Origin of the sequence: Tabrizicola sp. (assembly GCF_016793705.1) — a bacterium.
GTDB lineage: Bacteria > Pseudomonadota > Alphaproteobacteria > Rhodobacterales > Rhodobacteraceae > Tabrizicola.
In genome coordinates this window covers 205483-219274 of the sequence record NZ_JAEULO010000068.1, presented here as the reverse complement: position 1 = coordinate 219274, position 13792 = coordinate 205483, and the positions used below count along the sequence as shown (strand labels likewise).

Genomic DNA, 13792 nt, shown 5'->3' with positions numbered 1-13792 from the left:
TCAACCTAATCCGAGGCCAGCACGCCTTTGCACTGCTTGGGCAGGTCGGCCATGGTGAATTCGCGCGGCCCTTTCTTCTTCGGCGCATCCTCGTCCTTCGGCTTCTTCGGGTCGGCCTTGGGCGGGTTCAGGTAATCCGTCACCCACCACATCAGCGTCTCGTCACAGCCGTCGCCGCCTTTCGACAGCTCGGCGACCGTCGGGCTTTGGGTTTCACACAGCCGCGCGCCCTTGGGGCATTTCAGCCGGACGTGGAAATGGGTGTCATGCCCGGCGATGGGCCTGATCTTCTGCAGCCATTTCTTGTCGCGGGCCTTGGCGGTGCGGCACATCTCGATCTTGACCGCCGCGGCCACGAAGATGCGGTCGACGCGCGGGTCGAGCGCGGCCTGCTTCAGCAGCTCGCGGTGGACCTTTGTCCAGTTCTCCGTCACCGAGCGCTGGTCCGCCGACCGCACCGGGATCGAGCTGATCGCCTCGCGTTCCGCTTCGGTCAGGGTCAGGCTGCGCGGCGGCAGCATCCAGATATCGGCGTCGAGCCCGATCTGGTGGCTGGCGTGACCGCTGGTCATCGGCCCGCCGCGCGGCTGGCTGATGTCGCCGATGTAGAGGCCCTTGCCGAAGCCGATCTCGCGCGCCGTGGCCGAAAGGTCCATCAGGAACTGGATCATCACCGGCTGGCCGAAGTTGCGGTGCCGCGAAAGCCGCATCGCCTGCCAGGTCGGCCCCGTTTCCGGCAGCTCCACCAGCCCGGCCCCGCAACCCTTGGCGTAGGAACCGATGGGCATCGCATCCTGCGCCGAAGGGGCCGCCATCGCGCCGAAAAGCTTGTTGGCCAGCTTCTCGGCCTGGGCGGGGGCGGGGGACAGGAGGGCCGCGCACAACAGCGCGCTGGCGAGGAAACGGGGGATCATCTCGGCTGCTCACCTTTGGGATTGACCCAAACTAGCAGGATCAGGCCGAGGAGAAACAGCAGGATCAGCGGCGAAAAGCCGATGCGCTGCGATCCGCTGATCCCTGTAACAATCGCGATCAGCGCCGGCGCGATGAAGCTTGCCACCTTGCCCGACAGGGCGAACAGGCCGAAGGCCTCGGTCGCGCGCTCGGGCGTCGTGTGGCGCACCATCATCGTGCGGCTTGCCGCCTGCACCGTGCCGCCCGCCGCCCCGATCAGTGCACCGCAGAAGAAGAGGATGTCGTCCGAGGCCTTGCTGGCCGGGTCAAGCGCGATGCCCCAGACCTGTTCGCGCGTCATGCCGACCAGCACCGCGCAGACGAGGATCAGCACCAGGATGCTGACGGCGATCACCGGCCTTGGACCGAAGGCACGGTCCAGCTTGCCGCCGATCCACGAGGCGAGGACGGCCGCCGCGGCACCGACGATCCCGAAGATGCCGATCTGCCCGATGCTCCACCCCAGTACGCCCTTCGCGTAGACGCCGCCAAAGGCATAAAGCGCGTTCAGCGCGTCGCGATACAGCAGCGACGACACCAGATAGGCCTTGAGGCTGTTGCGGAATCGCAGCGAGGCCAACATCTCCCTGACCTGCCCGATGGCCCGGCCAAGGCCGATATGCGCCGCCGTCGTGCGCGGCTCTTTCACCCAGAGGAAGAACGGCACCATGAACAGGATATACCAGACGGCGGTGAAGGGGCCGACGATCCGGGTGCCGACCTGGGTCTCGGCATCCTCGCCCAGAAGGGGGGGCAGGCCCAGATAGGTCAGGCCATCTTCGGGTTTCGAGACGAAGAATCCCAGCATGATAACCAAAGCGACCAGCCCGCCAAGATAGCCGAAGGCAAATCCCGAGCCGGAGATCGCCCCAAGCTCGTCATGCGCCGACAGGCTGGGCATCAGGGCATTGGTGAAGATCGTGGCGAACTCCATCCCGATGAAACCGAGGCCGAAGAAAAAAACCGCCCAGTAAAGCACGTCGATCCCGCCGCCGGGCGCGACCCACCAAAGCGCCCAGGACCCCACCACATAGAAGGCGGAAAAGAACCAGACCCAGACCAGCCGCCGCCCGGTGCTGTCGGCCATGGCGCCCAGGATCGGCGCAAAGATGGCGATCAGCACGGAACTCGCGGCGATCCCCCAGCCCCAGAAGCCCTGCGCCGCGGCTGCGGCCGCGTCGGGGTCAAGACCTTCGCCCATGTAGTAGCCGATGGCGATTTCCGTGAAATAGGGACCGAAGATGAAGGTGAGAAGCAGCGTGTTGTAGGGCTGGCTGGCCCAGTCGAAGAAATACCAGCCCCAGATCCGCTGCCGCGCGCTTGCCATTCCCGCCCCCTGTTTTCCGCGAAGTGAAGCCGGAAAAGCGGGGCGGCGCAAGGGAAGGCTATGCGGGGCGCCTTCGCCCGCCGATCAGCGCTGCGGCGGCCAGGGCCGGGTCGCATCCGCGACGATCCAGGCCTTGACCCAGTCTGGCAACTCGGGGCTGGTTGTCGAAACCCCCGCCGCCTTCGCCAGTTCCGAGGGCGGTACGATCCCTGCCTTCGACACCATGGCCGAGCGGATCAGCGCCTGCGAGGTGCAGTCATCGCCCTTCCACATTGATTGTTCCATGTAGAGGAAGCGGTCGTCCCACCCAAGGCAGCGACTGTAGGTCGTCAGGCGTGAGAACATCGTCACCCGCTTCCGGTAGCGCACGGAAGACCCCGCCACCGTCATCCCCCAGCCTTTCGCCTTCAGCATCCGGTGGATGCCGGTCCGCGCCCCAAGCGGCAGGCGGCCCAGGTCGTAAAGCGTCAGCGTGCGGCCGTTGTTCAACTCGACCCAGGGGTCCAGGTCCCAGGGCCAGCAGAGGTGATGGCTGACATGGGTGTCGAACAGGCCGAGCGGCGGCATCCGCCGGGCACGGGCCAGTTCCTTGAACATGCGCAGGAAAGGGTACATCGGGGCCTCCGGCTGTTACCCCCGGACTGGCGCGGCATCAACGCTTCGTCAAGCAGAACGCTGCGGAAGCCATTGCCCTTGGCTGCCCCTGCGGATACCTGTGACGAAATCCCGATGGAGTGCCCGATGACCTCGCTCTACCAGATCCTGATGCTGATCCTGCAGATCGCGCAGTTCCTGATCCTGGCGCAGGTCATCATGAGCTGGCTGGTCAATTTCCAGGTGCTGAACATTCGGCAACCGCTGGTCCGCCAGATTTGGGACGGGCTGAACCGGCTCTTGGAGCCGATCTACGCCCCGGTCCGCCGCATCCTGCCGCCGATGGGCGGGCTCGACCTCGCGCCGCTGGTGGTGCTGATCGCGATCTACGCCTTGCAGATCATCCTGCGGAACAACATCGCCGCCTTCCTCTGAGGCGCGGCGTGGACGGCGCTTCCCGGCTTCTGCATTCGGTCTTCGGCTTCCCGGACTTCCGCCCCGGCCAGGCCGAGATCGTGCAATCGGTGCTGGAGGGGCGCAACACGCTGGCGATCATGCCGACCGGCGGCGGGAAATCCTTGTGCTTCCAGCTGCCCGCCTTGTGCCGCGACGGGGTGACGGTCGTCATCTCGCCGCTGATCGCACTGATGCGGGATCAGGTCCGGGCCTTGCGCGCGGCGGGGGTGGAGGCCGGGGCGCTGACCTCGGGCAATACGGAGGAGGAGACGGAAGAGGTCTTCGCCTCCATCGACGCGGGGCGGTTGAAGCTCCTCTACATGGCGCCGGAGCGGTTGGCCTCCGGCGGGGCGCTGGCGCTTCTGCGGCGAGCGAAGTGCAGCCTGATCGCGGTGGACGAGGCGCATTGCGTCAGCCAGTGGGGCCATGACTTCCGCCCCGACTATCTTCGGATCGGTGAATTGCGCCGCAGCTTGCGGGTGCCCTTGGCCGCTTTCACCGCGACGGCAGACGAGGAGACGCGGGCGGAAATCGTCACCCGTCTGTTCGACGGCGAACCGCCCGTCACCTTCCTGCGCGGCTTCGACCGGCCGAACATCCATCTCGCCTTCGCGGTCAAGGACAAGCCGCGCGAGCAGATCCTGCGCTTCGCCGCCGCCCGGCGGGGGCAGTCCGGCATCGTCTACTGCGCCACACGGGCCAAGACCGAGACGCTGGCCCGCGCCTTACGCGAGGCGCGGCATGAGGCGGTGGCCTATCATGGGGGCATGGAGGCCGACGAGCGCCGCCGGGTCGAGACCCGCTTCCAGCGCGAGGATGGCTTGATCGTGGTGGCGACCATCGCCTTCGGAATGGGGATCGACAAGCCCGACATCCGCTGGGTGGCGCATGCCGACCTACCGAAGTCGATCGAGGCCTACTATCAGGAAATCGGCCGCGCCGGGCGGGACGGGTCTCCCGCCGAGACGATGACGCTCTACGGCCCGGACGACATCCGGCTGCGGCGGAGCCAGATCGACGAGGGAGCAGCCCCGCCCGACCGCAAGGCTGCCGATCATGCCCGGCTGAATGCCCTGCTGGGGCTGGCCGAGGCCTTGGGCTGCCGGAGGCAGGTGCTGCTGGGCTATTTCGGCGAGGCGGCGGAACCCTGCGGGAACTGCGACCTCTGCGACCGCCCTGCCCTTCTGTTCGACGCGACCGAGGCGGTCAGGAAGGCGCTGTCGGCGATCCTGCGGACCGGCGAGTGGTTCGGGGCGGGGCATCTGATCGACATCCTGACCGGCACCGCCACCGACAAGGTCCGCGAGCGGGGACATGACCAGCTGCCGACCTTCGCGGTGGGGCGCGACCTGTCGAAACCCGCCTGGGGCGCGGTGTTCCGGCAGATGATGGGGCGCGACCTTGTCCGCCCCGACCCCGACCGCCACGGCGCGCTGCGGATGACCGATGCGGCCCGGCCAGTCTTGCGGGGCGAGGCCTCGGTGACGCTGCGCCGCGACACGGTGGCGGCGGCGGGGGAGCGGGAGCCGGTGGTCCGCGCGCAGGTGGCGGAGGAGGATGCCGGGCTGCTGGCCCTGCTGAAGGCCAGGCGGCGGGCGCTGGCGGAGGCACAGAATGTCCCGGCCTATGTGGTCTTCCCGGACAAGACGCTGATCGAGATGGCGGAGAGGAAGCCCGCGACGCTGGATCGGATGGCGGGGATCACCGGGGTCGGGGCGAAGAAGCTGGAAAGCTACGGAGCGGCCTTCCTGGAGGTGATCACCGGGGCGGCGGAGGGGCTGCATCCGGCGCGGATGCGGCTCGTCGGGCGACCGGAGGGGGTGGTCTTCGACCGGCTGGCGGAGGTGCAGCTTTCGCTGGCCCGGGGGGAGGACGGGACGGGGAAATACATGGCCTGCTCTCAGGCGGTGCTGCGGGCCGTGGTGGAGCGGCGGCCCTCGACGCTGGGGGAGCTGATGGGGATCGGCGGGATGGGGGAGGCCAAGGTGGAGCGGTTCGGGGAGGCGTTTCTGGCGGTGCTGCGGGAGGGGTGAGGCCGGGGCTGTCCACGGTGGACAGAATTTTGGCGTGAATGATTTCAATGGGTTGGTTGCGGGTGTTAGGCGTTTGGTAATGTTCTGGTTTTCTTTCGGCGCGGTATTGCCGCGCCTTGGGTGCGTGGAAGAGTCAGGCTGAAGCCCGACCTACGGGTTGGCCAGGTGCGGCGGTCTCGGCGCTGAGGCGACGGATGCAGGTTGGCGGGCAGAGTCGGGGTGAACCCCGACCTACGTTTAGGCAGCGTTCTCTGCGGGGGTTGCGACCGGAGGGCGGGCCTCGCGCGGAGTGTACTCGGTCAGCGCACCCTCGATGGCGGTCTTGCGCAGGGGTTTGGTCAGGTAGCGGTCGATCCCGGCGGCGAGGATCGCCTCGGCGTCGCCCTCCATCGCGTGCGCGGTCAGCGCCACGATGGGGACAGTGGAGCCCAACGACCGGATGGTGCGGGCCGCTTCCTTGCCGTCCATCTCGGGCATCGAGATGTCCATGAAGATCAGGTCAGGCTGGAAGCTTGCAAACATCTCCACCGCAATGCGGCCGTTGTCGGCGAAGCGCAGGTCGATATCCATGTCGCGGACCATCTTCTGGAAGACGAGCTGGTTGGTGCGGTTGTCCTCGGCGGCCAGCACCCGCATCTGGCGCAGGTCCGACGGCGCAGGTGGGGCTTCGGGCGGGGTCTCTGCCAGCGCCGGGGCGGTCAGGCCCTGGAGGTGGCGGTAGAGGTCGGAGCGCAGGATCGGCTTTTGCAGGATCGCGGCGAAGTCATGCGCGAGATTGCCCAGGCCCGTGGGGTTGGAAGAGAGCAGCATCACCGGCAGCGTATGCCCGGCGACGCGGATGTGGTCGAGGAGCTGGACCCCGTCCATCTCGGGCATGGCATGGTCGGTCAGCACCACGTCATAGGCCGGGTCGGCGGTGAGCCTTTCCAGCACCTCGACGCCCGAGCGGCAGAGCGTCACCTCGATCCCGCAGGGGGCGAGCTGGCGTTCCAGGATGGTGCGGTTGATGAACTGGTCGTCGACGGCGATAACGCGCTTCACGGCGACCGGGACCTGCACGGGGGCGGCATCCTCGGCCACCGGGAGCGTCACGCGGAAGCCGAAGCTGGAGCCCTGGCCGGGATCGCTGTCGACCCAGACCGCGCCGCCCATATGCTCGATCAGGCGGCGGGTGATGGCAAGGCCAAGCCCGGTACCCTCGAACTTGCGGTTCCGCTCATCCTCGACCTGGTTGAACTCGCCGAAGATGTGGTCGAGATAGTCCGGCGCGATGCCGATGCCGGTGTCTTCCACCGTGACATGCAGGGTCTGGCTGCCGTCTTCCGAGTCGACCCCGACGACACGGGTCAGCACATGGCCCTTTTCGGTGAACTTGACCGCATTGCCGATCAGGTTGGTCAGCACCTGCCGCAGGCGGCCCGGATCGCCGACGAAACGGGTGGGCAGGAACATGTCGAAGTCGATCATCAGGTCGATGCCCTTTTCCCGCGCGCGGGGCTGGAGGAGCATCGTCACCTCGTGGATGGTGCGTTCGAGGTCGAAAGGCTCGGGGCGGAGCGTGAGCCGCTCCGCCTCGATCTTGGAATAGTCGAGGATGTCATTGATGATGACCAGAAGCGCCTCGCCCGAGGAGCGAATGGTTTCCGCGAAGAGTCGCTGTTCCTCGGACAGAGCGGTGTCGCACAGGAGTTCCGCCATGCCGACGACGCCGTTCATCGGCGTGCGGATCTCATGGCTCATGTTGGCGAGGAAGGCGGATTTGGCGCGGTTCGCCGCCTCGGCGGCCTGGCGGGCGGCTTCGAGTTGTGCCTGCTGCTCGCGGATCGCGGTGATGTCGGTGCGCAGGCCGACGCGGCCACCGTCCGGGGTGACATGGTCGGATTCCAGCACCACCCTTCCGTTGGCGAGCGTGTTCTCGGCGATGGTGTCGGCGGCGCGGAAATGGGCGAGCCGGTCGGCGAGCCAGTCTTCTTCGCGCCCCACGGCCTGCGGCACATGGCCGTGCTTCAACCCGTGTCGAAGCAGGTCCTCGAAGGTGGTGCCCGGCTGCATGAGGGGGGCAGAGTCGGGAAACATTTCGCGATAACGTTGATTGCAGGCCAAAAGACGTTCCTCCCGGTCAAAAAGGACGAAGGCGTCGGGCAGCACGTCGATGGCGGCCCAGATGCGCATCTGTTCGGTGATGTCGATGGCAAGGCAGACGAGATCGCCATCGCGGGCGCGGCGTTCCTGGATCTTGATCCAGGTGCCGTCGCGCAGTTTCAGGGTGGCGGGTTCGATCGGGTCGCCCTCGACCCGGGCGAGCATCCGGGCGGTGAAGGCATCGGCCGTCTCCTCGCCGAGGTCGATGATGGTCTCGGCGGACTGGCGGATGATGTCACCATAGGGGCAGCCGGGGGCGATGACCTGGCCAAAGGGACCGAACCAGGCGGCATTGGCGCTGACCAACCGCTTGGCGCTGTCGAAGACGGCGAAACCGTCGTTTATGGTTTCGAGCGCGTCCCAGAGGCGGCGTTCGGCCATGACGGCGGCGGTATGGGCGCGGTCGAGGTCTTCGACGAAGCGGAGGTTCTGGTCCTTCAGCACCTCGGCCTGCGAAAGCGCCGACTTCACGACCTGGCGCTGCTCGACGATCTGGTCGGAGAGGGCGCGGGCGTGGATGGCGAGCTTTTCGTTGGCGGCGAAAAGTTCCCGGCTTTTCTGTTCGAGAAGGCGTTCGGCCGCCAGCCGCGCGCGCCGTTCCCTGACCAGACGTTCCGAAAGATCCATCGCTTTCCAGCCGACATTCTGCCTGTGTCCGGCGGCGCGGGGGACCGCAACATCCGGTTTTCGCGACTAGCCTCGCAAGCCAAGATGAACCAAGCCTTAACGCCGAAAGGAATTGGGGTGCGCTTGCCACCACGGGGCGGGCCATGCGACAGTTCCGCCAATCCAAAGGGAGGCATTTTCGATGCGGTGGTTTCTGAAGGCGGCGATTGCTTCTGTGGTTCTGGGCGGGTCCGGGATGGCCCTGGCGCAGGACCTGATCCCCGAGCGGCGATTCGTCGTGACGCAGGACCAGGACCTGCCGGGCGGGGATATCGCGTCGATCTTCGACACCACCATCGAGGCCTGCGAGCGCGCCTGCGTTACCAATGCGCGCTGCGAAGCCTATGTCTACAACACCCGGAACGGGGCGTGCTTCGTGAAGAACTCCCCCGGCGAGGGGAGTTATTTCGCGGGGGCCTTCTCGGCCACGGTGATCGAGGCGGACAAAAGCTCACGCGAGGCGGCGAAGGTGCGGCGGGGGGAACTGGCCTTCCTGCCGGACTGGGACATCCAGCCCGCCTTCGACCAGGCGCAGGGGCTGGGGCGGCAGCACACCACGGGGCCGTGGTCAGCCGAGGAGCATCTGGCGGCGGCGTCCGAGGCCGAGGCGCGGGGCGACTGGGCGGCGGCGGCGGCCTATACGGGCGCGGCACTGAACCTGACGGATGACGCGGCGACCTGGGGCGAATTCGCGCGGCGGCAGTTGCAGGCGGGGATCGCGGACCAGAACCAGTCGGGCTATTTCTTCAACCAGGCGTTCCTGTCGTCGATCAACGCCTATCTCAGGGCCGACAGTCCGGCGCTGCGGCACACGATCCTCCTGACGATGGGCGATGTGCTGGAGCGGAACGGGCGGGGCCGCGACACGGTGCAGGCGTTGCGGCTGGCGCAAAGCTTGCAGGAGCGGGTGGATACGGCGGCGCTGCTGGATGCGGCAATCGGGAAGTATGGCTTCCGCATTGCCGAGACGCTGGTGCAATCCGACCTCGCGCGGCCCCGCATCTGCGCGACGTTCAGCGAGGATCTGGTGGCCTCGGGCGTGGATTATTCCACCTTCGTGCAGCTGCCCGAAGCCGGGATGGTGGTGGAGAACGGCGGCTGGCGTCAGTTGTGCGTCAGCGGGCTGGAGCATGGCAAGCGCTATACGGTGACCTTCCGCGAGGGGCTTCCCGCCGCCGACGGGCAGGTCATGGCCAAGTCGGTCGAGGTGACGCAATATATCCGCGACCGCGCGCCTGGGGTGAAGTTCCCCGGTCGGGGCTATGTGCTGCCGAAGGCGGGGGAGCCCGCGCTGCCGGTGGAAACGGTGAACACCGAGAAGCTGGACCTGAAGCTTTATCGCGTGACCGACCGCAACCTGCTGCGGTCGATCCAGGACTATTACTTCGGCGCGCCGATCAACGTCTATTCCGAGGAATATTTCGCCGACACGGTGGGCGAGGAGCTGTGGACCGGGACGGCCACGGTGGCGCAGGAGGTGAACAAGGACGTCACCACCCGCCTGCCGCTGGGCGAGGCGCTGGAGGGGCTTCCAGCGGGGATCTATGCGCTGAAGGCGGAAGTGCCGGGGGTGGACCCCTATACCATTCCGCCGGGCTGGCAGTGGTTCGTCGTCTCGGACCTCGGGGTCACGACGATGTCGGGGGTCGATGGGCTGCATGTCTTCGTCCGCTCGCTGGGAACGGCGGGGGCGAAGGCGGGGGTGACGGTGGAATTGCTGAACCGGGCCAATACGGTGCTGGGGACGGCGACGACGGATGAGCAGGGCTATGCCCGCTTCGATGCCGGGCTGACGCGCGGCACGGGCGGCTCGGCCCCGGCGATGGTGGTGGTGAAGGAGGGGGCGGAGGACATCGCCTTCCTGTCGCTGACCGACCCGGAGTTCGACCTGTCCGACCGGGGCGTGGAAGGCCGCGAGGCCGCGCCGCCGGTGGATGTGTTCGTGACGACCGACCGGGGCGCCTATCGCGCTGGCGAGACGGTCTATGTAACAGCACTTGCCCGGGATGCGGAGCAGGCGGCGGTCGAGGGGCTGCCGCTGACGGCGGTCCTGTCGCGGCCCGATGGCGTGGAATATTCCCGGCAACTGGTCGAGGATCAGGGCGCGGGCGGGCATGTGTTCTCGCTCCCCATCGCCGGGTCGGCGCCGCGGGGCGTCTGGCGGCTGGAGATGTATGCCGATCTGGAAGCCCCGGCTTTGGCGTCGAAGACCTTCCTGGTCGAGGATTTCCTGCCGGAACGGATCGACTTCGACCTGACGCTGGCGGATGAGCCGCTGTTCGTGGGCCAGGACTCGGCGGTCGACCTGACGGTGGCTGCGCGCTATCTGTTCGGGGCGCCCGGTGCCGGGCTTGCCATCGAGGGCGAGGTGCTGCTGCGGGCGGCGGCGGGGCTGGAGGCTTTCCCCGGGTATGTCTTCGGGCGGCATGACCAGCCGTTCAGCGCGCAGATGGAATCGCTGAACGGGGCGGAGACGGACGAGGCGGGCAATGCCGTGCTGCCGGTCTACCTGCCGATGATCGAGGACCCGCATCGCCCGCTGGAAGCGCGGGTGACGATCCGCGTCGCCGAAGGCTCGGGCCGCCCGGTGGAGCGGCAGGTGACGAAGGTGGTTTCTTCCGCCGATCCGATGATCGGGGTGAAGCCGCTGTTCGACGGAGTGGCCCCGGAAGGCGGCGAGGCCAGGTTCCAGATCATCGCGGTGGATGGCGAGACGGCGGTTGCGTTGCCGGTGAAGTGGACGGTCAGCCGCGTGGACTATGACTACCAGTGGTACCAGAGCTACGGCAACTGGAGCTGGGAGCCGGTGGTGAGCCGGTCCATCGTGGCCGAGGGCGAGGCGACGCTGGGCACGGCCCCGGTGGAGATCGCGGCGGATGTGGACTGGGGCACCTATGAGCTGCTGGTCGAGCGGGTGGACGGCGGCAAGGCCGCGACCTCGACCGAGTTCTACGCGGGCTGGTATGCGCCTGCGGATGCCTCGGCCACGCCCGACACGCTGGAACTGTCGCTGGACAAACCGGCCTACAAGCCGGGTGAGACGGCGACGCTGCGGATCGTGCCGCGTGCGGCAGGGACGGCGCTGGTGACGGTGCTGTCGAACCGGCTGGTGGCGATGCAGGCGGTCGAGGTGAAGGAAGGCGAGAACCTGATCCAGTTGCCGGTCACGGACGAATGGGGCGCGGGCGTCTATGTGACGGCCTCGGTCCTGCGGCCGATGGACGTGGCGGCGGGCCGCAACCCGGCGCGGGCGCTGGGGCTGACCCATGCCAGCATCGACCCCGGCGCACGGGCGCTTGCGGCCACGGTGGAAGTTCCCGCCGAGGCAGCGCCGCGCGCGCCCTTGGACGTGGCGGTGAAGGTGGATGGCGTGACGGCGGGCGAAACCGCCTATGTCACCATCGCGGCCGTGGACGTGGGCATCCTGAACCTGACCGGGTTCGAGGCCCCCGACCCGAGCGACTATTACTTCGGCCAGCGGCGGCTGGGCGTGGGCATCCGCGACATCTATGGCCGGTTGATCGACGGGCTGAACGGGGCGACCGGCGAGGTCCGCTCCGGCGGAGACGCGGGCGCGCAGGCGCGGCTGCAGGCGCCGCCGCCCACAGAGGAGCTGGTGGCCTATTTCACCGGGCCGGTGGAAGTGGGGGCGGATGGCTATGCCCGTGCGTCCTTCGACCTGCCAAGCTTCAACGGGACGGTGAAGGTGATGGCCGTGGCCTGGTCGAAGACCGGGGTCGGGCAGGCCAGCGCCGATGTGCTGGTGCGCGATCCGGTGGTGGTGACGGCTTCGGTGCCGCGCTTCCTGTCGCCGGGGGATACCTCGCGGCTGCTGCTGGAGGTGGTCCATGCCACCGGGCCCTCGGGCCGGATGGGGCTGGACGTGACGGCGACCGGGCTGACCCTGGGCGAGGTGCCTTCGGGCTTCGACCTCGGCGACAAGGCCAAGGCGGTGTTCGAGGTGCCGGTCACGGCGGGGGCGGTGGGGATCCAGACCATCGACGTGAGCCTGACCACGCCGGACGGGAAGATCCTGAAGAAGACGCTGACCGTGCCGGTGCAGGTGAATGATCCCGAGGTTGCGAGGATTTCGCGGCTGGAACTCGCCAGCGGGCAGACCTTCACCTTCGACGAGAATGTCTTCGCCGGGCTGGTGCCGGGCTCGGGCAAGGCGACGATGGCGGTGGGCCCGCTGGCGCGGCTGAACGCGCCGGGGCTGCTCGCGGCCTTGGACCGCTATCCCTATGGCTGCACCGAGCAGATGACCTCGCGCGCGCTGCCGCTCCTCTACTTCGACGAGGTGGCGCAGGTGATGGACCTGAAGGGCGCGGAGGACATCCAGAAGCGGATCGACGAGGCGGTGGTGGAGATCCTGTCCAACCAGTCGGCGACCGGCGGCTTCGGGCTCTGGGGGCCATATGAAGGCGACTTCTGGCTGGACGCCTATGTCACCGACTTCCTGAGCCGGGCGAAGGCGCAGGGGTATCAGGTGCCCGACCTGGCGTTCAGGAACGCGTTGGCGAACCTGCGCAACCAGGTGAACTATGCGCCGGACTTCTCGGACCAGGTCAACGGCGGCGGCGAGGCGCTTGCCTATGCGCTGATGGTGCTGGCGCGGGAAGGCGCGGCGGCGATCGGCGACCTGCGCTATTATGCTGACGTGAAGGGGGACGACTTCTCCACCCCCATCGCGCAGGCGCAGCTGGGGGCGGCCCTGGCCTCTTATGGCGACCAGGCGCGGGCGGATGCGATGTTCCGCAAGGCCGTGGCGAAGATGGAGGCACAGGAGCCGGAGCAGGGCCAGATCTGGCGGGTGGACTATGGCACCCGCTACCGCGATGCGGCAGCTCTGCTGACGCTGGCGGTGGAGGCCGGGAGCCAGGCGGTGGACCGTGAGGCGCTGACCGACCGGATCGCCGTGCAGGGGCAGAACCTGTCCACGCAGGAGGCGACCTGGGCCTTGCTGGCGACGAATGCGCTGATCGACCGGCCGGGGGCGGAAGGCATCACCATCGACGGCAAGCCTGCGGACGGGCCGCTGGTGCGGGTGCTGGATGCAGGCGCGGTGACGCCTGTGGTGGTGAAAAACGATGGCGCGGACACGACCGTCACCGTCACCACCTATGGCGTGCCGTCCGAGCCGGAACCGGCGGGGGGCAACGGCTATGCCATCACCCGGACCTACTACACCATGGCGGGCGAGCCTGTGACGCTGGACAGCGTGGCGGCGGGGACGCGGCTGGTGACGGTGCTGGAGATTACTCCGTTCGGTTATGGCGAAGCGCGGCTGATGGTCAGCGATCCGCTTCCGGCCGGGTTCGAGATCGACAACCCGAACCTGATGTCGGCGGGCTCGACCTCGGAACTCGGCTGGCTGGACACGCTGAACGAGGTGGCGCATTCCGAGTTCCGGCAGGACCGGTTCCTGACGGCGGTGGACTGGTCCTCGGACCAACCCTTCAAGCTGGCCTACGTGGTCCGCGCGGTCAGCCCCGGCACGTTCCACCATGCCGCGGCCTCGGTCGAGGACATGTATCGACCGGACTTCCGGGCGCGGAGCGAGACGGGCGAGATCACGATCACGAAGTGAGTCACGGGCAGGCATACGCGCCTCCCCTCC

7 protein-coding genes are annotated in these 13792 nt (G+C 67.7%); 3 read left to right on the top strand and 4 right to left on the bottom strand.

Annotated elements, in window-relative coordinates; all coding sequences use genetic code 11:
• Positions 1 to 5 precede the first annotated feature (5 nt).
• The 3 genes from mepA to JNJ68_RS18510 form a co-directional block, all read right to left on the bottom strand.
• On the bottom strand, positions 6 to 914 hold the full coding sequence (mepA, locus tag JNJ68_RS18520; RefSeq protein WP_294984969.1) for a penicillin-insensitive murein endopeptidase: 909 nt from the start codon (positions 912 to 914) through the stop codon (positions 6 to 8).
• Positions 911 to 2281: an MFS transporter gene (locus JNJ68_RS18515; protein WP_294984967.1), complete on the bottom strand. Its 1371-nt coding sequence runs from the start codon at positions 2279 to 2281 to the stop codon at positions 911 to 913. Before JNJ68_RS18515 ends, mepA begins: the two co-directional genes overlap by 4 nt.
• Positions 2282 to 2365: 84 nt before the next feature.
• Entirely contained in the window at positions 2366 to 2896 is a 531-nt protein-coding gene (locus tag JNJ68_RS18510; protein ID WP_294984964.1) for an acyl-CoA thioesterase, read from the bottom strand.
• A 126-nt stretch (positions 2897 to 3022) separates the two neighbouring features.
• Here JNJ68_RS18510 and JNJ68_RS18505 point away from each other — a divergent pair, with 126 nt between their 5' ends.
• Together JNJ68_RS18505 and recQ are read left to right on the top strand one after the other, a co-directional pair.
• Complete coding sequence (locus tag JNJ68_RS18505) at positions 3023 to 3310, top strand: YggT family protein (protein WP_294984961.1); 288 nt, start codon at positions 3023 to 3025, stop codon at positions 3308 to 3310.
• 8 nt (positions 3311 to 3318) lie between these two features.
• Complete coding sequence (recQ, locus tag JNJ68_RS18500) at positions 3319 to 5364, top strand: DNA helicase RecQ (RefSeq protein ID WP_294984958.1); 2046 nt, start codon at positions 3319 to 3321, stop codon at positions 5362 to 5364.
• A 237-nt stretch (positions 5365 to 5601) separates the two neighbouring features.
• On the opposite strand, the gene JNJ68_RS18495 is transcribed toward recQ, so the two are convergent.
• The gene (locus tag JNJ68_RS18495; protein WP_294984955.1) at positions 5602 to 8133 is read right to left on the bottom strand and encodes a response regulator; all 2532 of its coding nucleotides are present in this window, start codon (positions 8131 to 8133) and stop codon (positions 5602 to 5604) included.
• A 181-nt stretch (positions 8134 to 8314) separates the two neighbouring features.
• On the opposite strand from JNJ68_RS18495, the gene JNJ68_RS18490 reads away from it, so the two are divergent.
• On the top strand, positions 8315 to 13762 hold the full coding sequence (locus JNJ68_RS18490; RefSeq protein ID WP_294984952.1) for an alpha-2-macroglobulin family protein: 5448 nt from the start codon (positions 8315 to 8317) through the stop codon (positions 13760 to 13762).
• Positions 13763 to 13792: the final 30 nt, after the last annotated feature.

What these genes read in the sequence shown, in the direction of transcription:
- JNJ68_RS18510 (WP_294984964.1), bottom strand. Translation starts at nt 2,896, where the DNA reads ATGTACCCTTTCCTGCGCATGTTCAAGGAACTGGCCCGTGCCCGGCGG.
- JNJ68_RS18505 (WP_294984961.1), top strand. Translation starts at nt 3,023, where the DNA reads ATGACCTCGCTCTACCAGATCCTGATGCTGATCCTGCAGATCGCGCAG.
- JNJ68_RS18515 (WP_294984967.1), bottom strand. Translation starts at nt 2,281, where the DNA reads ATGGCAAGCGCGCGGCAGCGGATCTGGGGCTGGTATTTCTTCGACTGG.
- mepA (WP_294984969.1), bottom strand. Translation starts at nt 914, where the DNA reads ATGATCCCCCGTTTCCTCGCCAGCGCGCTGTTGTGCGCGGCCCTCCTG.
- JNJ68_RS18495 (WP_294984955.1), bottom strand. Translation starts at nt 8,133, where the DNA reads ATGGATCTTTCGGAACGTCTGGTCAGGGAACGGCGCGCGCGGCTGGCG.
- JNJ68_RS18490 (WP_294984952.1), top strand. Translation starts at nt 8,315, where the DNA reads ATGCGGTGGTTTCTGAAGGCGGCGATTGCTTCTGTGGTTCTGGGCGGG.